Source organism: Corallococcus sp. CA047B, assembly GCF_003612065.1.
GTDB classification, from domain to species: domain Bacteria; phylum Myxococcota; class Myxococcia; order Myxococcales; family Myxococcaceae; genus Corallococcus; species Corallococcus praedator.
The window spans coordinates 1-20138 of sequence record NZ_RAWD01000176.1 but is presented as its reverse complement, the minus strand read 5'-3'; the positions used below and the strand labels follow the sequence as shown (position 1 = coordinate 20138).

Genomic DNA, 20138 nt, shown 5'->3' with positions numbered 1-20138 from the left:
CGTGTCAGGCGACCGTGCCGGTGGCCCCCGCCGTCCCCGTCGTGGGCTCCACGCCCGTGGGCCCCTTCGTCGCGGAGGCCCAGGCCCTCTTCGACGGCTGCGTGCCCGTGCCCTCCAGCGCCACGTCGCGCACGTACCGCTGCGGCGGGCTCTCCGTGTGGCTGGAGGAGATGACGGACGTAGGGGAAGCGCAGGCCGTGGAGACCGGGCATGCCCGCGTCCGGTCGCGCCTGGGCCTGCGGCTCACGGAGGTCACGGGGGAGCTGCCACTCGCGGGACGGTCGCATCCCTCCCTGCGGTTCGCGAAGTGCGCGGGCCTGAAGGGCGAGGAGCCCTGCCGCGCGGGCGGATACGTCACGGCGGTGACGACCTCGGCGGGGCGGGTGCGGCAGTTGGGGTGCGTGGCGCGTGACAACGCGCGCGCGGACCTGGGTCGGTGTCTGGAGTTGTTCGCTTACCTCTCCACGAAGGGCAATCCGGAAGGCGACGCGCTGTCGCCCTCCTCGCTCATCACGCCGCCCTTCCTGCCGTGGCGCGTCCTGGGCGTGCCGGAGGGCTGCCAGCTCGCGGACTCGACGACGCGCGCGGGGCGGATCCGCTGCGACACGTCCACGTTCTCCTGGAGCGTCTTCCAGCCGGTGCAGCCGGGCTCCGCCCATGTGGGGCGCTGGCGCGACCAGAGCGCGGAGGAGCTGCACGACGCGCTCCCCGGCGCGAGTCCGGTGGAGGTGCTGGACTGCTATGTGGAAGGCGTCGCCACGCGTTGCGCGCGCTTCACCGCGCCGTCTCCGGACGGGGGCGGTGACGTCGTCGTCTGGACGGGCGGGGTGGACTGGCAGGGGCAGGGCCTGTTCGCCGCGTGCAGCTTCCCCGCCAGGGCCTTCCCCTTTCCGGCCTCCTGTAACGGCGTGTTCGCTCCGCGCTGAAGGGACGTGGCGTCCGTGTTCATCCTGGAAGGCGTGTCCAAGCGCTTCGGTGGGTTGCAGGCCCTGCACCCGCTGTCGCTGACGTTGCCGAAGGGCGCCACCTCGGTGCTCATCGGTCCCAGCGGCTGTGGCAAGTCCACGCTGCTGCGGCTGCTCAACGGCCTCTCGCGGCCCGACACCGGTCGGGTCCTCTTCGACGGGCAACCCCTGGCCACGGAGGAGGACGCGCTGCTCGCCGTGCGACAGCGCGTGGGCTACGCGCTCCAGGGAGGCGGGTTGTTTCCGCACCTCACCGGCGCGCAGAACGTCACGCTGATGGCGCGACACCTGCGCTGGCCGGAAGCGCGGATCCGCGAACGGCTGGGCGTGTTGATGGACCTGACGCGCTTTCCCGCCGATGCGCTGGAGCGCTTCCCCGGACAGCTCTCCGGAGGGCAGCGGCAGCGGGTGGCGCTGATGCGCGCGCTGATGTTGGATCCGGACGTGCTGCTGCTGGACGAGCCGCTGGGCGCGTTGGATCCGCTGGTGCGCCACGACCTCCAGGCGGACCTTCGCGGCATCTTCGAGCGGCTGGGCAAGACGGTGGTGCTCGTCACCCATGACCTGGCGGAAGCGGCCTATCTGGGGGACCGCATCGTGTTGATGCGCGATGGCCAGGTGGTGCAGCAGGGCACGCTGGAAGACCTGGAGTCGCGGCCCGGGGACGCCTTCGTCACGCGCTTCATCCAGGCGCAGCGTCCGCTGCCGGTGGGGAGGTCCGGATGACGCGGGCGGCGGTGCTGATGCTGTGGGTCCTGCTGGGACTCGGCGCGTGCGCGAAGCCGTCCGGGGAAGGGCCCGAGGTGCGCGTGGGCTCCAAGAAGTTCACCGAGTCCGTCATCCTGGGCGAACTCGTCACGCAGGTGGCGAAGGACGCCGGAGCGCAGGCGACGCACCGCCGGGAGCTGGGTGGCACCACGGTGCTGTGGGAGGCGCTGCGCCGGGGCGAACTGGACGTGTATCCCGAGTACACCGGCACGCTGCGCCAGGAGTTGTTCGCCGGTCGCTCGCTGCCCGACGACGCCGCGCTCCGCCAGGCGCTCGCGGCCGAGGGGCTGCGGATGAGCGCGTCGCTCGGCTTCAATGACACGTACGCGCTGGGCATGAAGGAAGCGGAGGCCGAACGGCTGGGCATCCGCCGCATCTCCGATTTGAAACAGCACCCGGAGCTGCGCGTGGGCTTCAGCAACGAGTTCATGGAGCGGGGCGACGGCTGGCCCGCGCTGCGCGATGCCTACGGTCTGCCCCAGCGCGACGTGCGCGGCCTGGACCATGACCTGGCCTACCGGGGCCTGGAGAGCGGGGCGCTCCAGCTCACGGACCTGTACTCCACCGACGCGGAGATCGCGGCCTATGGCCTGCGCGTGCTGGAGGACGACCGGCGCCACTTCCCCGCGTACGACGCGGTGTTGCTCTACCGCGAGGACCTGGAGGCGAAAGCCCCCCAGGCGCTCCAGGCGGTGCGCCGGCTGGAGGGTGCGCTGACGGAAGCGCAGATGGTGAAGCTCAACGCCCGCGCGCGGCTGGAGCGCGTGCCCGAGGCCCAGGTGGCCTCCGACTTCCTCCACGCGAAGCTGGGCCTGTCGACGGAGGTGCGCGCGCAGGGCACCGTGTCGCGCATCTGGCAGCGCACGCGGGAGCACCTGTTCCTGGTGGGCGTGTCACTGCTCGCGGCCATCGCGCTGGCCATTCCGTTGGGCGTCGTGGCCGCGCGCCGTCCCCGTCTGGGGCAGGCAGTGCTGGGCCTGTCGAGCGTCATCCAGACGGTGCCGTCGCTGGCGCTGCTGGTGTTCATGATTCCGCTGCTGGGCATCGGTTCGAAGCCGGCCATCGCGGCGCTGTTCCTCTACAGCCTGCTGCCCATCGTGCGGAACACGACGGCGGGGCTGGGAGGCATCCCGTGGGAGGTGCGCGAGTCCGCGGAGGCGCTGGGCCTGCCGGCGCGAGCGCGGCTGTGGCGCATCGAGCTGCCCATGGCGGCGCCGTCCATCCTCGCGGGCATCCAGACGGCGGCGGTCATCAACGTGGGCACGGCCACGCTGGGCGCGCTGGTGGGCGCGGGCGGCTACGGCCAGCCCATCCTCACCGGCATCCGCCTGGACAACGTGGGGCTCATCCTGGAGGGCGCCGTGCCGTCGGCGGTGCTCGCGCTGCTCGTCAGCGGCCTGTTCGAGCTGGTCGCGCGGGCGATGGTGCCCCGGGGGCTGCGCGTGCGGGGGTAGGGCCTCGCTACACCGGCTCCACGCTGGACGCGGGGGCCGGGGAGGGTTCGAAGCGCGGCGCATCCTCCGCGAGCCCCGCCGCGCACAGCCGCACCACGCACATCCACACGCAGTCGGCGAGCAGCAGGTGGATGAGCTGCATCGCCACCGGGGCCAGCAGCACCAGGTTGATGACGCCCGCGCACAGCTGCGCGACGTACATGCCGGTGAGCAGCAGGGACGCGCGCTTCACCTCCGGCGACGGTCGCAGCCGGGTCACCCACCGGCCCACCAGCACCAGCAGCGCGCCCAGGCCCACCGCGAACACCGGGTGCAGCACGCGCAGGCGCAGGAGCACGTGCGCCGTCTCCGACATGTCCTGGCGCAGGCCGTCCGCGAGGCTGGTCGCGGGGAACAGCGTGTCGCCCAGCGCGGCCACCGCGCCGCTGACGCCCAGCACGCCCATGCCGGCCACCGCCAGGCCCAGCATCACGGCCACCGTGCCCTGGCCCTTGAGCACCATGCGCGCCCGGCCAGCAGCGGCCCACACCACCAGCGTCTGCGCGCCCACGAGCAGGAAGGTGTTGGTCAGGTGCACGCCCATCCACACCGCGCGCCACAGGGACGCGTTCTGCGCCACGTACTTGAGCAGCACGATGCCCGCGCCCACGAGTCCTTCGGTGAGCATGAAGAACAGCGCCCAGCCCGCGGCGTGCCGGGCCGGGTGGCCCTTGGGGACGGCGCGCCGGGCCCACACGTAGAGGGCGACGGCGAGCACCGTGGCCAGGCCGCTGGTGAGCCGGTGGGTGTATTCGATGAGGGTCTGGAGGGTGGGGGCGCGGGGCACCACCTCGCCGTTGCAGACGGGCCAGTGGTCGCCGCAGCCCGCGCCGGAGCCGGTGGCCCGCACGAACGCGCCCCAGAGGATGACGCCCAGCGTGTAGACGAGGACGCCCTGACTGAACCACTGGAAGCGGCGGGACGCGGCGGGATGGGTCATCGTGCCTGAGCAACTACCGCATCCCACCCGGGCAGGCCACCGCGCGAGGCCATCCGGCTGTCGGCTGCCCGCCATGCCCCCAACACCCGGCCTTATGGCGCCGGGTCGGACAGTCCCCAAGCCTGGGAGAAGTTGTTAGCGTCACCGCGTGCCCCGAGACCGCGAAGCGCCGCCTGCCTCCCCGTCCTCCCCCGATGCGGCCGAGCGCCTGCGTCGTCTGGAGGCGGCCATCGAGGAAGGCCGCGCGCGCAAGGACGCTGCCCTGGAGGCGTGGGTGCGCCGGATGGGTCGCCTGCCCACCGACAAGGAGCGCGACCGCTGGGAGCGCGAATGGGAGCGGGGCGCGGAGCAGGAGCGTCGCCGGTGGGAGAAGCAGTGGGAGCGCGAGTCGAAGGACGCCCTGCGCCGCGCGGAGCGGCAGTCCAAGCGCGAAGCCTACGTCTCCCAGCAGCAGGCGTACCGGAATGCGAAGCGCGCGGAGAAGGAGGCCCGTGAGGCGGCCTCGCGCAACCCGGTGGTGGGCGTGGGGCAGCTCATCGTGGCGCTGGCGTGCGTGGCCACCGTGGTCCGCTTCCCGCACCAGTACTGGTGGCTGCTGTTCGTGGCGCTGGGGTTCTTCAAGGGGGCCGCGAAGCACCTGCGCGCGCACAACAACCCGCTGCTGACGCGCGTGGAGGAGCCGGAGGCCCCGGTGCTGCCCGTCGCGCCGAAGGTGCCCGAGGCGCCGAAGGATCCGCGCCTCGTCCGCGTGGATGCGGTATGCGAGAAGCTGCTGGCGGAGTTCCGCGCGGCGCCGGGTGTGTTGCAGGAGTTCGTGCGTTCACCCGACCGCACCGTGCAGGACCTGCGCAAGAGCTGCCACGAATTGCTGCGCCGCGAGCGGGAGCTGCGCACGGTGGCCACGCCGGAGGACGTGCGGCGGCTGGGCGAGGAGCGCAAGACGCTGGAGACGCGCTGGGCCTCGGAGGAGGACAGCGTGGTGCGCGACCGGCTGCGCGCGGCGTTGCAGGTGCTGGACGAACAGGTGCGCCAGCGCGCGGAGCTGACCAAGGCGGCGGACCGCCTGGAGGCCGAGTACACGAGGCTGGCCTACACGCTGGAGAACCTCTACGCGCAGGTGGTGCGGGCGCGCTCGGCGGACACCGCGGACGCGGACGTGGCGGGCGCGGGCCTGCGTCGCAGCGTGGAGCAGCTGGGCGCGGAGGTGGACGCCGTCACCGAAGCGCTGGAAGAGGTGCACGGCGCGCCCATGGATGGCAGGGTGCGCACGCGCTAGTTCGGGCTGCTACTCGGCCGCGTGCTTCACCGGGGGCGAGCCTCCGGATGGTCCGGAGATGCGCACCGTCTTCGCGTTGACGAACTCCCGGATGCCCAGGTCCGCCAGCTCGCGGCCATGGCCCGAGTGCTTCACGCCGCCGAAGGGCAGGCGCGCGTCGGATGCGACGAGCGCGTTGACGAACACCATGCCGGCCTCGATGCCGTCGATGAACCGGCGCTGTTCGGCGGCGTCCTGCGTCCACACGCTCGCACCCAGGCCGAACGGGGTCGCGTTGGCCAGCTCCACGGCGTGCTCCAGGTCGCGGGCGCGCAGCAGCGTGGCGACGGGGCCGAAGAGCTCGTCATGGAACGCGGGCGCCTGGGGCGGCGGGTCCGCCAGCACGGTGGGCGGATAGAAGTTGCCGGGGCCGCCCTGGGGTTTGCCGCCCAGGAGCAGCCGGGTGCCGGCCTTCACGCTGGCCTGCACCTGGGCGTGCAGGCCCTCCAGGATGCCGGCCGTGGCGAGCGGACCCACGTCCGTCCTGGGGTCCATCGGGTCTCCGACGACCATGGTCTTCATGCGCTCCACGAAGCGGCGCTCGAAGTCCTTGGCGATGGGCTCCGCGATGATGAAGCGCTTGGCGGCGATGCAGGACTGGCCGTTGTTGATGAGGCGCGCGGACACGGCGGTCTCCACGGCCTTGTCCAGGTTCGCGCTGGGCATGACGATGAATGGGTCGCTGCCGCCCAGCTCCAGCACGACCTTCTTGATGGCCTTGCCGGCGGCGGCGCCCACGGCGCGGCCCGCGCCTTCGCTGCCGGTGAGCGTCACGGCCTTGACGCGCGGATCCTCGATGACGCGGTTGACCTCCGCGGTCTCGATGAACAGGGATTGGAAGGCGCCCTCGGGGAAGCCGGCGTTGAGGAAGACCTCCTCCAGGGCGAGCGCGCACTGGGGCACGTTGGAGGCGTGCTTGAGCAGGCCCACGTTGCCGGCCATGAGGGCGGGGGCGGCGAAGCGGACGACCTGCCAGAAGGGGAAGTTCCACGGCATGATGGCGAGCACGGCGCCCAGGGGCTGGTAGCGGACGAAGGCGGTGTCGCCATCCACGTCGATGGGCACATCGCGCAGGAGCTTCTCCGCGCGGGTGACGTAGTAGCGGCACGCGGTGGCGCTCTTGCGGGACTCGGCCTTCGCGGCCTCCAGCGGCTTGCCCATCTCTTCCGTCATGAGGTGGCCGAAGCGGTCGGCTTCCACCTCCAGGATTTCAGCGGCGCGGCGCATCCACCGGGCGCGGTCGGCGAAGGACGTCTCGCGGTAGGTGCGGAACGTGTCCGCGGCCCGTTGCAGCTTGCGCTCCAGCTCCTCGGATGAGAGTGCCTCGAAGGTGCGCAGCGTCTTGCCCGTGGTGGGGCTGATGGTGGCGATGGCCATGTGCGGGTGCCTCCCAGGTGAGAGCGTCCCCGGGTGATAGCAGCCCCTCCGCCGCAGACAACGCCGACCGCGCCCGAGCGTACGCCTCAGGACGTGTGCTCAGGATTTCAGGATGACAGGCGACAGCGCATCCGACCTGAGCGCCGAGATGAAGGCGCCGAGGTTATCGGCCAGGGGGTGGAGGTTGTTCTCGCCCACTGGGGCATGCGCGTCCCAGTAGAAGACCCTTCCCGCATCGGCGCCCGCCACCGACAGGCAGATCTTGTCCGCGCCCTCAGTCGTCGCGATGGGTAGTAGCCCATGCGGAATGCGCTCCTGGAAGACCTCCAGGTTCCAATCGAGGTTGCAGGACTCGACGGGGTCCTTCAGTCCGAAGAACAGGTGGATCCGGCCAAGTGGGTTCCCCTTGAGCCCGTGGATCTTGAAGAGATCGCGCTCCGGCCTTCCGCCGTTGGTGGCCAGGAGGAACTCTCGAAGCGTGTGTGGGAGCTTGAACCCGCACCGTTGTTCAAATGAACGGAGGTCGTCCTCGCTCAGCGGCGGTCCGCCCTCGGTTGTTCGCACCAGCTGAGCCATCATGGACCTCCTGAGAAGCCGCCTGTATGCCCTGTCCGGGCGTGGATGGCTGTAGGAACCAGCTGCAGGGTCGTCCGGTCCTGATGGTGATGCCAGGTCATTCCCTTGGGTGTCTCTCTCAGGCCTGCTGCCTTGTTCGCGGCGGCAAAATCTCCAGCTCGAGACCCGGTGTACTCAAGTCTCACCTCGGCCTTGACGACCCCTGCTGCCTTGAAGTCAGGGTAGCCTTCCGCATCGAAGGGAACGCCCGTCACGGGGTGACGTTGACCCGCGAGATGCGCGTTCCGGATGGGCGTATCGGTCGCGGCTCCATTCGTGGAAGAGCCTTCTCGGATCCCGCCCCGTCCTGCCGCGGTCTTCGTCGGATGAGGTCTTGTCCGTCCTGGGTTCGCCTCCGCCAACAGTGCTTGCGCCTTCGCCGCGTTGCCCTGGGCTTCATACAGCGCAAGTACCCCTGCCTCGCCCCATTCGGCCGCGACGTAGGCGTTCTCTCGACTGGCACGGAGGTATTTGAGCAGGTCGCGAGCGGCGTCGATGCCCAGGCGCTCTTCGAGGCCTCCCAGCACCGCTTTCAATCCAGTCAGATCGAGCACCGGCTTCTGGAGTCGTGGCACCTGGAGAAGGGCACGCGCGCCCTTGCTGCCTGAGTACAGCGCGACCATCAGCGCCGCCGGTGCCAGCTCGCGCGTGGCCTGCTCATACCTTCCCGCTGCCAGCGAGGTCGCTCCGTGAGCTGTTCCTTCCACGAGATGGAAGAAGCCCAGGGGCACGCCAAACGTCAGGTGATCGAAGCTCCCCGACACCACGCTGGCCGGCGAGAAGTGCCGCTCCATGAGAGACCGCTCCACTTCATCGAGCGCCTGCCTGTAGGGAGAAGGGAGCTGCCCGTGCTTCGCGGAAAGGTCCAGATAGCGGGCCCCTGAACTCATCTCGCTGCTGGAGAGTGCATCCCGGCCGGCTCGGCCCAGACCTCGGAAGACATCACCGGTTCGCTCGGCACGCTCTGGGTGTTCCTCAAGTATCACGCCTCGCTGGCGCAACTGCTCGCGGGCCGTGGGCATGGCTCCCAGCGTCTCCGCGAGTTGCTTGTCCCGGGCCAGCAGGTCGAGCACTGCGCGCAGCTCGTCATCGAACGCGGAGTGGATGATGAAGAGTGCGAAGACCTCGGTCCTGGCCACGCCGAAGCGTTCCGTGCCGCTGACGAGAAAGGCCGCGCGCTTTCGATTGAGGACCCGGGCGGCCTTTGCATCCAGAGGACCCAGGGCCCCGAGTCGGACGGCGTCCCAGTCATTCATGGACTCCACCAGCCGAGGCATGTCCAGACCCCGCTGCATGGCAACGAATGCAGCGGGCGATGCGCACGTCAGGAAGGGCGCCAGGACCTCCGCTCTGGAGTCCGGGTCGGGCCAGTCGAGAGGTAACTCCTGACCGTGACAGTCCGTGGTGACTGCATCGCCCGAGCCTTGGGTCACCCATGAACTGTCAGGGTCGGGACCCAGCGGAGATGAGACACAGCTCGTGGTCAGTAGCGCGAGGCACGCCAGGACCATCCACCTGGGCTGGGGGGCCCGATGTCTCCTCTCACGCATCTGGATTCCTGGATGAAGGACTGTGCGACCGTCCCTGGGTGATAGCAGCCCCGTCTCTGGATGCCATGACCGAACGATGACGGAACCACCGGCTGCCCACGGCCAACGCCTTCCCGGGCCCGTGGTCCCATGGTGCCCGGTTCGCAAGGACAGACATGGAGGCTGTGCATGGGAATGGCCGTGGGAGGCCGGGGCGGAGTGAAGGCCGAGATCAACCTCACACCCCTGGTGGACGTGGTGCTGGTGCTGCTGATCATCTTCATGGTGGGTGCCCCCATGGACGAGCAGGGTAAGGACGTCACCCTTCCCACCGCCGCGCAGGGTGAGCACCGCGACACCCCGCCGGAGCCGCTCATCTTCTCCCTCACCGCCGACAAGGCCCTGTTCGTCGGGACCGAAGCGCTCCCCGACGCCTCACACCTGCAGGACCGCGTCCGCGAGGAACTGCTCGCGCACCCCGAGCGTCGCCTGCTCCTCAAGGCGGACGAAACGCTGACGTGCGGCGACGTGCTCGAGGTCCTCCAGCGTTCGCGAGACGCGGGCGCATTGAAGGTGTCCCTGGGTGTCGCCGTGAAGAAACCGCACTGAGGACCCATCGCCATGCGCTCCAAACGCCAGTTCCTGGTGAAGCCGCAGTCCGCCCTCCAATCCGACATCAACGTCACGCCGCTGGTGGACGTGGTGCTGGTGCTGCTCATCATCTTCATGGTGGTGACGCCGCTGATGCGCCGCGAGTTCATGCTCCAGCTCCCTTCGGCGGAGGCCCCCCTCACCAACGCACCACCGTCGAAGGAGCTGTCCCCGGGCCTCGTGCGGCTCACGGCGGAAGGGACACTGCTCCTGGAAGGGGAGGCCGTGAGCGAAGCGGACTACGTGCCGCGCCTGCGCCGCTTCCTGGAAGCCCGTCCCCGGGGACAGCGCGGCCTGTTCTTCCAGCCCGACGCGCGGGCGCCGTACGCGCGGCTGGTGGTGGCGCTCGACGGAGCGAAGGCTGCTGGGGCGGAAGGGCTGGGGCTCGCGGTGGAGTCCCCCTGAGCCGGGCCTGGGACCTGGAGCCTGTCCGACACTCCCGCGCGAAAGCCGGTGGCGGGCTCCGGGTCCACGTCCTATGTCACGGCCATGTTACGCGGGCCGTGGCGGTGGTTGTCGGGTTGGGACGTGATGGTGACGCGGCCGCTGGCGCTGCTGTTGCTGGTGGTGGCGTGCGTCCTGGGGTTCGTCGCCCTCTCCGACGAGGTGCATGAAGGCGAAACCCAGGACATCGACGAGCGCATCGTGCGCTCCCTGCGCCGCGAGGAGGACCCCGCGATGCCCCGGGGCCCGTGGTGGCTCGCGGAGACCGCCCGGGACGTGACGTCGCTGGGCGGCGCGCCCGTGCTGTCGCTCATCACCGTGGCCGTGTGCGGCTTCCTGCTGGTGGCCCGGCGCTACCGCACGTCCCTGTTCGTCTTCAGCGCCACCGCGACAGGGTGGCTGCTCAACGGCGTGCTGAAGAACGTCTTCCACCGCCCCCGGCCCTCGGTCGTGCCCCACCTCACCGAGACCATGTCCACCAGCTTCCCCAGCGGCCACGCGATGCTGTCCGCCATCACGTACCTCACCCTGGGCGCGCTCCTGGCCCAGTTCGCCGAGCAGCGGCGCGTGAAGGTCTACATCCTGTCCGTCGCCCTGCTGCTGTCCGTGCTGGTGGGCTGCACCCGCGTCTACCTGGGCGTGCACTACCCCACCGACGTGCTGGGCGGCTGGGTGGCCGGCCTCGCCTGGTCCCTGCTCGTCACCGTGGCCGCCCGGAACGTGCGCCGCAGAAGCCCCGCGCTGCGCGAAGAGGCCCGCCGGCCGGTGGAATGAGCCTTGCGCCGAAGTCCGCCACGCATGAAGAAAGAGCCCCCACCTCCGCCGCCTCGCGCGTAGGGTCCGCGTCCTCCGTGTCCTCCTCCCAAACACAGCCCCGCCGTCCGCTCCCGCCCGTCCCCCCGAGGCGCGGATGATCCAGGGCTGGCTGTGGCGGCTGGGACTGGGACGCGGCCGCGTCCCCATCTTCTACGACGAGGCGTACCGCCTGCCCCTGTCCGGCATCGAGTCCTCCGTGGGCATCGAGCCGCGCAGCACCGACTTCACCACCTGGTACCTGCTGGAGTCCGGCGTGGTGCGCCCCGCGGACGTCCGTCACCCCGTGCCGGTGTCCTACGCCCAGCTCGCGCGCGTGCACGATGCCCGCTACCTGGAGTCCCTCTCCGACCCGGCCACGCTCGCGCGCATCTACGCCACCGACCCGTCCGAAGTCCCCGTGGACGCGCTGCTGGACTCCGTGCGGCTCGTGTGTGGCGGGACGCTCGGCGCGGCCCGGCTGGCCGTCGCCCGGCAGGGCCCCGTGGTCAACATGGCCGGCGGCTTCCACCACGCGCGACCGGAGCGGGGCGGCGGCTTCTGCACCGTCAACGACATCGCCGTGGCCGTGGCGGACCTGCGCGCCGCGGGCTTCGACGGCTCCGTGGCCGTGCTGGACCTGGACGCGCACCCGCCGGACGGCACCGCCGCGTGTCTGGCCGGCCAGCCGAAGGTGTGGATCGGCTCCGTGTCCGGCAGCGACTGGGGCACCCTGCCCCCGGGCGTGGACGAGACGCGTGTGCCGGATGGCTGCGACGACGCCACCTACGTGCAGAAGGTGAAGGACCTGCTGTCGCGGATGCCCCCCTCCGACCTCACCTTCGTCATCGCCGGGGGCGACGTGCTGCGCGGGGACCGCTTCGGGCGCGTGGGCATCACGCTCGCGGGCGCGCGCAAGCGGGATGTCGCCATCGCCTCCGCGCTCCGGGGCCGCGCCAGCGTGTGGCTGCCCGGCGGCGGCTACCATGCTGAATCCTGGAAGCTGTTCGCGGGCACGGTGCTGGGGCTCGCGGGCCTGGGCCACCAGCGCATCACCGCGCGCTACGACCCCCTGAGCGCGCGCTTCCGGCGCATCGCGCACCTGCTCACCCACGAGCCGGGCTCCGGCTCCGGACTCGCGCCCGGCGAGGAGCCCCTCACGCTGGAGGACCTGGAGGGCCCGCTGCGGCTGGGCCCGGAGGTGCAGCCGCGCGTGCTGGGCCACTACACGGCGCAGAGCATCGAGTACGCGCTCTTCCGCTACGGCCTGCTCTCGTACACGGAGCGCCTGGGCTACAGCCGCCTGCGCGTGGAGGTGTCCTCCACCGGCGGCACCGGCGACCGCATCATGGTGCTGGGCCACGCGGGCGGCCGCGAACACCTGCTGTCGGACTCGGTGCTGGAGAAGAAGGTCCTCCAGGGGGAGACCTTCCTCTTCGCCAACTGGCTGAGCCTGCGCCACCCGCGCGCGCGCTTCAGTGACACGCGCCCGCAGCTTCCCGGCCAGGAGGTGCCCGGCCTGGGCCTGTCGCGCGAGACGACGGAGGTGCTGCTCACCATGGCCCAGCGCCTGGACCTCGCGGGGCTGGCCTTCCGGCCCATGTGGTACCACCTGGCCTTCGTCGCCCGGGGCCGCTTCCGCTTCTCCACCCCGCAGCGCCAGGGTCGCTTCGAGGCGCTGATCCGGGACCTGTCCGGCCTGCCCCTCGTGGAGGCCACCCGCGCCGTGGCCGAGGGGCGCGTGCGCCTGGACGGCCAGCCGTACCCGTGGGAGCCGGACGACATGCTCTGCCGCCTGCAGCCCGTGCCCATGGACGCGGAGGCCGTGGCCCAGGAGCGCGAGCGCTGCCACTTCACCGTGGTGCCCGCCGCCTCCTGATGCCGTGGTAGTCAGGGCCCGTGGATCTCCAAGCGCAACGCCGCCAACAGCACAAGCTGCGGTTGTCCTGGATGCCGTGGCTCTACTTCGTCCTCAAGCCGCGCCACCACGAATGGGCCCACGCGTGGCAACGCGAGGTGCAGGACCGTCTGCGCGAGCTGGAGACCGTCGAAATCGCCGAAGGGTGCTTCGTCGCCCCGGAGGCGCGCATCTTCGCGGAGCCCGGGCGCACCGTGCGCATTGGACCCGGGTGCAGCATCGCCGCGGATGTCTTCATGCACGGCCCGGTGGAGCTGGGCCCCCACGTCAGCCTCAACGCGCGCGTCAGCCTGGATGGCGGCGTGGCCGGCATCCGCATCGGGGAGGGCACCCGCATCGCCAGCGGCGCCACGCTCTACGCGTTCGACCACGGGCTCGCGCCGGACCGCCCCGTGCGCGGGCAGCCCGTCACGTCGAAGGGCATCGTGATCGGTCAGGATGTCTGGGTGGGCGCCAACGCCGGCATCACCGACGGCGTCACCGTGGGCGACCACGCCGTGGTCGGAATGGGCGCCATCGTCACCCGCGACGTGCCCCCCTGGGCCATCGTGGGAGGTTCGCCTGCTCGCCTGCTTGGTGACCGCCGACAGCGGCCCCGCTCTGGAATCACGGGGGGTTGGGAGCCTCCGGATACTGAGGGGAATCCCTGAGTACCGGGCGGGTCCATTGACTTTGAAACATTCGAGAGACTTATGCTTCAGGTCACGGTGAAACGGAGAGGGGACGCCGGCCCGGGCGTACTGGCTGGGTTGTCCTCTTATTCAGGGATGTATCCGTCTCATCCGTGAAGGAGGCCGCGGTGTCGCAGGAGCAACGCGAAACGGGGATCGGCGGCGCGCCCGGACAGGCTTCCATGGCCGGCGACGTCGTGGACACCCGCCGCTTCCAGCGCGCCGGCTCCCTGCTGCGCGAGGTGGTCTTCGAACTGGACGCCGCGGGCCGGCTGGTCCTGACCTGCCTCGCCTGGGAGCGCCTGGTGGGCGTGCCCGCGGAGGCGTGGAAGGGCCGCCCGCTGGTGGACCTGTTCCATCCGGAGGACCGGGATCAGGCGCGCGCGCTGCTGCGCACGGCCGTCGCCCGCGCGGAGTCACCGGCGCGCCTGGAGTTGCGGCTCGCGGGGGGGACGCAGCCCCGCTGGGTGGAGGTGTCCGCGTCCGGCGACCCGGAGCGCCTGGGCGGGGTGCTGGGCACGCTGGTGGACGTCACCCCGCGCAGGCTCGCGGAGGAGGCCGCCGCCACGCGCGAGCGCTATCTGGGCGCCATGGTGGAGGTGCAGCGGCGGCTGCTCGCGCCGGAGTCCACGGGCGACCTGTACAACGCCATCCTGGAGCCGCTGGGCCATGTGGCGGGCGCCAGCCGCGCCTATGTCTTCGAGTTCCACCGCGACGGCGCCGGCCGGATGCTCCAGTCCCAGCGCGCGGAGTGGGCCGCGGTCGGGGTGTCGCGCGAGCTGGAGAGCCCGGACACGCAGGCGTGGCCGGTGGACGAGGCCTTCCGGCTGGGCCAGTGGATGGAGCTGTCTCGCGGCGAACCGGTGCAGGGCCCTCCGGAGGCCTTCGGCGAAGGCACGACGCCGGTGCTGCTGGCGCAGGGCATCCGCGCGCTGCTGGTGCTGCCCCTGACGGTGCACGGGGAGTTGTTCGGCTTCATCGGCTTCGACAACTGTGACGAGGCCCGGCTGTGGTCGCCCGTGGAGCTGAAGCTCTTGTCCGGCGCCGCGGGCGCGCTGTCGCTGGCGCTGGAGCAGCACACCGCGGATGCGCTGCGCGTGCGCACGGAGGCCACGCTGCGCCGCACCGAGGCGGGCTTCCACCTGCTCATCGAAGGCTTCCCGGACCCCGTGGTGGTGCACACGACGGACGGCATGCTCCTGTCGGTGAACCCGGCCATGGCCCGCTACCTGGGCTACCAGGATCCCGCCGAGCTGCTGGGCCGGCACCTGCTGGGGCTGGTGCGGCGCGAGGACCAGGAGGTGGCGCGCCGCCACCTGGAGGACGCGCAGGACGGAGGGCTCGCGGCCCGCTCGCACGAGGTGCCGCTGGTGCGCCGCGACGGGCAGGTGGTGAGCGCGGACCTGGTGACGCTGGGGGTGCTCTTCGACGGGGTGCCCGCGCGCGTGACGGTGGCGCGCGACTTCACCGAGCGCAAGCACATGCAGGCGCAGCTCATGCTGGGTGACCGGCTGGCGTCCATGGGCATGCTGGCCGCGGGCATCGCGCACGAACTGAACAACCCGCTGTCCTACGTGCTGTCCAACCTGGAGTTCCTGCACCGCGCGCTGGGCCCCATGCCCCGCCCCCTGGGCGCCGAGGAACTGCTGGAGTACCAGCAGGTGCTGGACGACGCGCGCGAGGGCTCGGAGCGGATGCGGCAGATCGTCCGCCAGCTCAAGGTCTTCTCCCGCGTGGATGATTCGCACGACGAACCGGTGGACGTGCACCGCGTGCTGGACTCCGTGACGCAGATGGCGGCCAGTGAGATCCGCCCGCGCGCCCGGCTGGTGAAGCAGTACGGCGTCGTGCCGGCGGTGCGCGCCAACGAGGGCAAGCTGTTCCAGGTGTTCCTCAACCTGGTCATCAACGCCGCGCACGCGATTCCGGAGGGCTCCACGGAGGAGCACGAAATCCGCCTCATCACCCGCGTGGAGGGTGGCCAGGTGGTGGTGGACGTGCGCGACACCGGGCGCGGCATCGCGCCGGAGCACCTGCGCCGCATCTTCGACCCGTTCTTCACCACCAAGGCGCCAGGCCAGGGCACCGGCCTGGGCCTGTCCATCTGCGACACCATCGTGCGCGCGCTGGGCGGCAGCATCAGCGTGGAGTCCGCTCCGGACCACGGCGCCACCTTCCGCGTGGTGCTGCACTCCACGGCGCGCGCTGCCAGCCCCGCCCGCGTGGCCTGAAGTCTCACCGGGCCCGCGCGCAAGGCCCTGCGTGGAAGCAGGCCCCCGTGCCGCTGCCGCGAAATGGACTGAAACCGCCGCACTCCCGTGTTCGAGTGTGGTGCGTCGGACGGCCTGCCCTCGCGGGGGCTGCCTTCTTCGGGGCAAGGAGTCCACCCTGGGGCCTCCATCGCGGAGAGGGATGGCCCGCCCGCCGCCGCCTTGCCCGAGGGCCCTGGCCCTGACGGCCCTGGAGGATGTCATGCGCACGCCGACCGCCCGCTTTGCTCCCGTGCTGGGGTTGCTGCTGGGCACCGTGCTGGCGCTGGGGCCGGGCCTGCCGACGGCGCGCGCGGCGACGCCCGCGACCGCGACGGAGGCCTGCTCCAACTCCGCGACCTTCCTGATGGGCGCGGCGCGCTCCGACATCACCGGCCCCGCGGCGGAGGTGGGGATGATGGGCTACGCGCAGGTGGCGCAGAAGACGGAGGGCATCCACCTGCGGCTGTATTCGCGCGCGTTCGTCATCGCCTCGCCGTGCAACGGACGCCGCGTGGCCTTCGTCAGCGCGGACCTGGGCGAGCTGTTCCAGGCGGTGAAGCAGCAGGTGGTGGAGCGGCTGCGCGCGAAGCTGGGGGACGTGTACTCCGACGACAACGTGCTCTTGAGCGCCACGCACACGCACTCGGGGCCGGGCGGCCTCAGCCACTACACGCTCTACAACCTGACCACCTTCGGCTTCGTGCCGCAGAACTTCGAGGCCATCGTCTCCGGCATCGTGGACTCCATCGTCCGCGCCAACGCGCGGCTGGCCGAGGGCTCGCTGCGCCTGGCCTCGGGGGACCTGCGCGGCGCGAGCGCCAACCGCTCCCCCCAGGCCTACCTGCGAAACCCCGAGTCCGAGCGCGCCCGCTACCCGGACGACGTGGACCCCCGCATGACGCTGCTCCGGTTCACGCGCGCGGACGGACACGAGGTGGGGCTCATCAACTGGTTCGCCGTGCACGCCACGTCCTTCGGCAACACCAATCCCCTCATCAGCGGCGACAACAAGGGGCTGGCCTCGCGCTACTTCGAGGCGGGGGAGGGGGGGCTGCTTCCCGGAGGGCCGGACACCTTCGTCGCGGCCTTCGCCAACGCGAACGAGGGCGACGTCACGCCCAACCTCTTGGGCGGCACGAACGGCGGCGGCGCGAACGACTTCGAGGACGCGGCCCTGGCCGCGCGCAAGCAGTACGACTTCGCCGCGCACCTGTGGGCCACCGCCGCGATGCCGGTGCTGGGCGGCGTGGACTACCGGCACACCTACGTGAAGATGGACGCGGTGGAGGTTGCGCCCGCGTTCACGGACGGCACGCGACAGCGCACGTGTCCGGCGTCCATCGGCGTGTCCATGCTGGCGGGCGCGGAGGACGGCCCCGGCTTCGGCGCGGAGGGCGCCACGTGCGAGTCCGTGCACGACCTGTGGAACCAGTTCACCTGCTCGGTGGTGACCACGCCCTGTCAGGCGGAGAAGCCCATCGTGCTGGAGATGGGCACGATGAAGCCCTATCCGTGGACGCCGGAGGTGCTGCCCCTGCAACTGGTGACGGTGGGGCCGCTGGCGCTGGTGGCCGTGCCCTTCGAGCTCACCACCATGGCGGGCCGGCGGCTGCGCGACACGGTGCTCGCGCAGTTGCAGGGCTCGGGGGTGACGGACGTGGTCATCGCGGGGCTGTCCAACGCGTACTCGGGCTACGTGGCCACGCGCGAGGAGTACGCGCGCCAGGACTACGAGGGCGCGTCCACGCACTTCGGACCGTGGACGCTGGCGGCGCTCCAGCAGTCCTTCACCGGCCTCGCCGGCGCGCTGCGCGACGGGACGCCGGTTCCACCGGGGCCCACGCCCCGGGATTTGCGCAAGGCGGTGGTGGGCCTGCAGCCCGGCGTGGTGTTCGACGACAAGCTCTTGTGGGTGGACTTCGGTGACGTCGCGGAGGAGGCGAAGCCCGCGTACGCGCGGGGCGACACGGCGAGCGCCACCTTCTGGGCGGGGCATCCACGCAATGACTTGAAGACGGGCGGCACGTACCTGCGCGTGCAGCGGCGGCTGGCGGACGGGACGTGGTTGGACGTGGCGCACGACGGGGAGGGCGGCGCGCTGTACCACTGGCGGCGCGAGTACTGCGTGCCCACGCTCGCGTGTTCACTGGTGCGGATCGACTGGCCCATCCCGGCGGACACGGCGCCGGGCACCTACCGGCTGGTGCACGAGGGCAACTGGAAGTCCGGCTGGGACGGGCGCGTGCACCCCTATTCGGGGAACTCGCGCCCGTTCACCGTGCGGTAGCGGGCGTCAGTCGCAGGAGCCGTCGGCGTTGCACCGCTTGTCGCACTTCTTGCAATCCGTGCCGTTCTTGCCGCACTGGTTCTTGTCCCTGCCGTCCAGGCAGCTGTTGCCATCGCAGCAACCCGCGCAGGTGGACGGGTCACAGCGGCACACGCCGTCCATGCACGCGAGTCCCGGGCCGCATGCGCCGCCGAAGCCGCAGATGCACCGGCCCGCGAAGCATGACCCCGCGTTGGCGCCGCACGCCGGGCCGTTGCCGCAACCGCAGGTGCCCTGCGCGGTGCAGGTGTCGGCCTTGAGGGTGGAGCAGTCCGAGCACGCCACGCCCCCCGCGCCACAGGTGCGGAAGGTGGCGCTGGTGCACACGCCGTCGCGACAACAGCCGTTCTTGCAGTCCAGGCAGAAGGTGCCCGAACCGCCGTCCGACGTCCCGCCATCCGGATTCGTTCCGGAGGCGAGCCGGACGGTGACCTCCACCTCGTAGCCGTCGCGCACGGTGGCGCTGGCCTCGCCGGTGGCGAGCACGGTGCCATTGCGCAGGCCCTCCACGCGCACGGTGGCCTGGGCGCCGTTGGCGGCGTCGGTCAGGAGGACGCGGAAGGTCTCGCCGCTCTGGAGGGTGCGGTCCGCGGTCTCGGGAATCATCGACGCGGGCACGTCCATGCCGCCCGCCACGGTGCCGGAGACACGCAGCTGGGTGAGGTTCAGCGAGGGTTCGAATTCAGTGGTGACGAAGAGCGCGGTGCCGGCCGCAGCGGCCGGGTCGCGGCAGGCGGCGAGCGCCACCAGCGACAGCAGGCCACTGGCCAGGAGGAGGCGGACGAAGGCCCGGCCGGGTGTTGCTCCTACGATGATCATGATGGCGCGCAGGGTAGCGACTTCCCGCCGTGACGCGAAACGCGCATCGGGGACGGGATGCCGGGCGTTGAGCAGCGGACGCTCATACGCGGTGTCCGGTGCGCTCCTCGTCGGTGCTTCTCGCGTGGCATCGGAAGCGGGAAGGTCGCAGCATGGGAGAGCGTGCGCGAGGAGGCGGCAACGGCATGGTGGTCATCGTCATGGGCGTTTCGGGCACCGGGAAGTCCACGGTGGGCAGGGCGCTCGCGGACCGGTTGGGGTGGACCTTCGAGGACGCGGACGACCTGCACTCGGCGGAGAACCGTCGGAAGATGGCCTCGGGCACCCCACTGACGGACGCGGACCGGCAGCCCTGGCTGGTGCTCCTTCGCGCGCGCCTGGAGAAGGCGCTCGCGCACGACGAGCCCCTGGTGCTGGCGTTCTCCGCGCTCAAGCGCGGCTACCGCGAGCAGCTCATGATGGACGCGGCGCGCGAGCGCTGGGTGTACCTGCACGCTCCCGCGGAGGTCATCCAGGCGCGGCTCCAGCACCGCGTGGGACACTTCATGCCGGCCGCGCTGCTCGCCAGCCAACTGGCCGCGATGGAGCCGCCGGAGGACGCGCTCTCCGTGGACGTGACGCCGCCACCGGACGTGGTGGTAGAGCGCATCCTGGACGGGCTGGACCTGGGACCCGACGCGAAGCGCGAGTAGCCCGCTTCAGGACACCGGGTGTTCGACGGTGGCGCCCAGGCGCTCCAGCAGCTCGCGGTACCAGGCGAAGGCGCTGGCGCTGCGGCCCACCAGCTCCTTCGTGCCCCACAGCAGGGTGAGGGTGCGGCGCGTGGTTCCGTCCGTCTTGGTGCGCTGGGCGTCCTTCACCGCGTTGGCGCAGGGGCCCTGCGCATCGAAGAGGCACAGCAGGCCTTCCAGGTCGATCTCCTGACCGGAGGCGTTGAAGACGTAGCGGTCGCCCTGGATGGCGGTGGCGACGCGGAAGGGGGCCTGCGCGCGGTCCAGGTCCACCACGCTGATGGGCAGGCCGCTGTGCAGCGACACGGCATTGCACGCGTCCACCGCGGCGTTGATGGTGGAGAGCGTTCCGTCGCCGGACGCGCGCACCAGGTATTCGGAGGCGGGCTTGCCCCGGCCGGTGGGCTTGTAGCCGCCGTGGCGCAGCAGGTCCCTCACGGCGCCGCGCACGGCGTCGTCGCTCTGGAGGGGAGCGGTGGCGCCGGGCTTGAGGAGGGCCTGCAGCCACTCGGGCGCGGGCAGGTCTCCCAGG

At 71.3% G+C, this 20138-nt stretch carries 18 protein-coding genes; 12 read left to right on the top strand and 6 right to left on the bottom strand.

Annotated elements, in window-relative coordinates; all coding sequences use genetic code 11:
* The 3 genes from D7X74_RS25135 to D7X74_RS25125 form a co-directional block, all read left to right on the top strand.
* A partial coding sequence (locus D7X74_RS25135; protein WP_370450805.1) for a hypothetical protein occupies positions 1 to 926 on the top strand: 926 nt, incomplete at its 5' end.
* A gap of 15 nt (positions 927 to 941) precedes the next feature.
* Positions 942 to 1691: an ATP-binding cassette domain-containing protein gene (locus D7X74_RS25130; protein WP_120535538.1), complete on the top strand. Its 750-nt coding sequence runs from the start codon at positions 942 to 944 to the stop codon at positions 1689 to 1691.
* Positions 1688 to 3187 (top strand): glycine betaine ABC transporter substrate-binding protein, encoded by a 1500-nt coding sequence (locus tag D7X74_RS25125; protein WP_233595558.1) that lies wholly within the window; start codon positions 1688 to 1690, stop codon positions 3185 to 3187. The genes D7X74_RS25130 and D7X74_RS25125 overlap by 4 nt, the downstream gene beginning before the upstream one ends.
* Positions 3188 to 3194: 7 nt before the next feature.
* Here D7X74_RS25125 and D7X74_RS25120 read toward each other — a convergent pair whose 3' ends face one another.
* Positions 3195 to 4166 (bottom strand): COX15/CtaA family protein, encoded by a 972-nt coding sequence (locus D7X74_RS25120; RefSeq protein ID WP_120535533.1) that lies wholly within the window; start codon positions 4164 to 4166, stop codon positions 3195 to 3197.
* Between the two features lie 148 nt (positions 4167 to 4314).
* On the opposite strand from D7X74_RS25120, the gene D7X74_RS25115 reads away from it, so the two are divergent.
* Positions 4315 to 5442: a hypothetical protein gene (locus D7X74_RS25115; RefSeq protein ID WP_120535532.1), complete on the top strand. Its 1128-nt coding sequence runs from the start codon at positions 4315 to 4317 to the stop codon at positions 5440 to 5442.
* A gap of 9 nt (positions 5443 to 5451) precedes the next feature.
* Here the strand turns inward: D7X74_RS25115 and D7X74_RS25110 are convergent, their stop codons facing one another.
* The 3 genes from D7X74_RS25110 to D7X74_RS25100 all read right to left on the bottom strand — a co-directional run bounded on the left by D7X74_RS25110 (position 5452) and on the right by D7X74_RS25100 (position 8750).
* On the bottom strand, positions 5452 to 6858 hold the full coding sequence (locus tag D7X74_RS25110; RefSeq protein WP_120535531.1) for an NAD-dependent succinate-semialdehyde dehydrogenase: 1407 nt from the start codon (positions 6856 to 6858) through the stop codon (positions 5452 to 5454).
* 99 nt (positions 6859 to 6957) lie between these two features.
* Complete coding sequence (locus D7X74_RS25105) at positions 6958 to 7437, bottom strand: SMI1/KNR4 family protein (RefSeq protein WP_233595559.1); 480 nt, start codon at positions 7435 to 7437, stop codon at positions 6958 to 6960.
* Positions 7434 to 8750 carry an HNH endonuclease gene (locus D7X74_RS25100; protein WP_370450804.1) on the bottom strand — a complete coding sequence of 439 codons (1317 nt, stop codon included), beginning with the start codon at positions 8748 to 8750 and terminating at the stop codon, positions 7434 to 7436. The genes D7X74_RS25105 and D7X74_RS25100 overlap by 4 nt, the downstream gene beginning before the upstream one ends.
* A 441-nt stretch (positions 8751 to 9191) precedes the next feature.
* On the opposite strand from D7X74_RS25100, the gene D7X74_RS25095 reads away from it, so the two are divergent.
* The 7 genes from D7X74_RS25095 (at position 9192) to D7X74_RS25065 (ending at position 18017) form a co-directional block, all read left to right on the top strand.
* Positions 9192 to 9611 carry a biopolymer transporter ExbD gene (locus D7X74_RS25095; RefSeq protein WP_120535528.1) on the top strand — a complete coding sequence of 140 codons (420 nt, stop codon included), beginning with the start codon at positions 9192 to 9194 and terminating at the stop codon, positions 9609 to 9611.
* Positions 9612 to 9623: 12 nt separating this feature from the next.
* Entirely contained in the window at positions 9624 to 10058 is a 435-nt protein-coding gene (locus D7X74_RS25090; RefSeq protein ID WP_233602243.1) for a biopolymer transporter ExbD, read from the top strand.
* Positions 10059 to 10142: 84 nt separating this feature from the next.
* The gene (locus D7X74_RS25085) at positions 10143 to 10871 is read left to right on the top strand and encodes a phosphatase PAP2 family protein (RefSeq protein WP_120535536.1); all 729 of its coding nucleotides are present in this window, start codon (positions 10143 to 10145) and stop codon (positions 10869 to 10871) included.
* Positions 10872 to 11007: 136 nt separating this feature from the next.
* Positions 11008 to 12768 carry a histone deacetylase gene (locus tag D7X74_RS25080; RefSeq protein ID WP_120535526.1) on the top strand — a complete coding sequence of 587 codons (1761 nt, stop codon included), beginning with the start codon at positions 11008 to 11010 and terminating at the stop codon, positions 12766 to 12768.
* 20 nt (positions 12769 to 12788) lie between these two features.
* Positions 12789 to 13457 carry a DapH/DapD/GlmU-related protein gene (locus tag D7X74_RS25075; RefSeq protein WP_120535525.1) on the top strand — a complete coding sequence of 223 codons (669 nt, stop codon included), beginning with the start codon at positions 12789 to 12791 and terminating at the stop codon, positions 13455 to 13457.
* A gap of 203 nt (positions 13458 to 13660) precedes the next feature.
* Positions 13661 to 15709 (top strand): ATP-binding protein, encoded by a 2049-nt coding sequence (locus D7X74_RS25070; protein WP_233595562.1) that lies wholly within the window; start codon positions 13661 to 13663, stop codon positions 15707 to 15709.
* A gap of 241 nt (positions 15710 to 15950) precedes the next feature.
* Positions 15951 to 18017, top strand: coding sequence for a neutral/alkaline ceramidase (locus D7X74_RS25065; protein WP_120535524.1), 2067 nt, complete (start codon positions 15951 to 15953; stop codon positions 18015 to 18017).
* A gap of 6 nt (positions 18018 to 18023) precedes the next feature.
* On the opposite strand, the gene D7X74_RS25060 is transcribed toward D7X74_RS25065, so the two are convergent.
* Positions 18024 to 18875 (bottom strand): hypothetical protein, encoded by an 852-nt coding sequence (locus D7X74_RS25060; RefSeq protein WP_120535523.1) that lies wholly within the window; start codon positions 18873 to 18875, stop codon positions 18024 to 18026.
* A gap of 185 nt (positions 18876 to 19060) precedes the next feature.
* Between D7X74_RS25060 and D7X74_RS25055 the strand changes: the two genes are divergently transcribed.
* A complete protein-coding gene (locus D7X74_RS25055) occupies positions 19061 to 19567 on the top strand; it encodes a gluconokinase (RefSeq protein ID WP_120535522.1) in 507 nt (168 codons plus the stop codon).
* A 6-nt stretch (positions 19568 to 19573) separates the two neighbouring features.
* On the opposite strand, the gene D7X74_RS25050 is transcribed toward D7X74_RS25055, so the two are convergent.
* On the bottom strand, positions 19574 to 20138 hold a 565-nt coding region (locus tag D7X74_RS25050), incomplete at its 5' end, for a phenylalanine--tRNA ligase beta subunit-related protein (RefSeq protein WP_120535521.1).

Bases quoted from the DNA above. Each gene is read 5' to 3' on its own strand.
- D7X74_RS25085 (WP_120535536.1), top strand. From the start codon at position 10,143: ATGTTACGCGGGCCGTGGCGGTGGTTGTCGGGTTGGGACGTGATGGTG.
- D7X74_RS25090 (WP_233602243.1), top strand. From the start codon at position 9,624: ATGCGCTCCAAACGCCAGTTCCTGGTGAAGCCGCAGTCCGCCCTCCAA.
- D7X74_RS25080 (WP_120535526.1), top strand. From the start codon at position 11,008: ATGATCCAGGGCTGGCTGTGGCGGCTGGGACTGGGACGCGGCCGCGTC.
- D7X74_RS25120 (WP_120535533.1), bottom strand. From the start codon at position 4,166: ATGACCCATCCCGCCGCGTCCCGCCGCTTCCAGTGGTTCAGTCAGGGC.
- D7X74_RS25055 (WP_120535522.1), top strand. From the start codon at position 19,061: ATGGTGGTCATCGTCATGGGCGTTTCGGGCACCGGGAAGTCCACGGTG.
- D7X74_RS25065 (WP_120535524.1), top strand. From the start codon at position 15,951: ATGCGCACGCCGACCGCCCGCTTTGCTCCCGTGCTGGGGTTGCTGCTG.
- D7X74_RS25110 (WP_120535531.1), bottom strand. From the start codon at position 6,858: ATGGCCATCGCCACCATCAGCCCCACCACGGGCAAGACGCTGCGCACC.
- D7X74_RS25125 (WP_233595558.1), top strand. From the start codon at position 1,688: ATGACGCGGGCGGCGGTGCTGATGCTGTGGGTCCTGCTGGGACTCGGC.
- D7X74_RS25105 (WP_233595559.1), bottom strand. From the start codon at position 7,437: ATGATGGCTCAGCTGGTGCGAACAACCGAGGGCGGACCGCCGCTGAGC.
- D7X74_RS25060 (WP_120535523.1), bottom strand. From the start codon at position 18,875: ATGATCATCGTAGGAGCAACACCCGGCCGGGCCTTCGTCCGCCTCCTC.
- D7X74_RS25095 (WP_120535528.1), top strand. From the start codon at position 9,192: ATGGGAATGGCCGTGGGAGGCCGGGGCGGAGTGAAGGCCGAGATCAAC.
- D7X74_RS25100 (WP_370450804.1), bottom strand. From the start codon at position 8,750: ATGCCTCGGCTGGTGGAGTCCATGAATGACTGGGACGCCGTCCGACTC.
- D7X74_RS25070 (WP_233595562.1), top strand. From the start codon at position 13,661: ATGGCCGGCGACGTCGTGGACACCCGCCGCTTCCAGCGCGCCGGCTCC.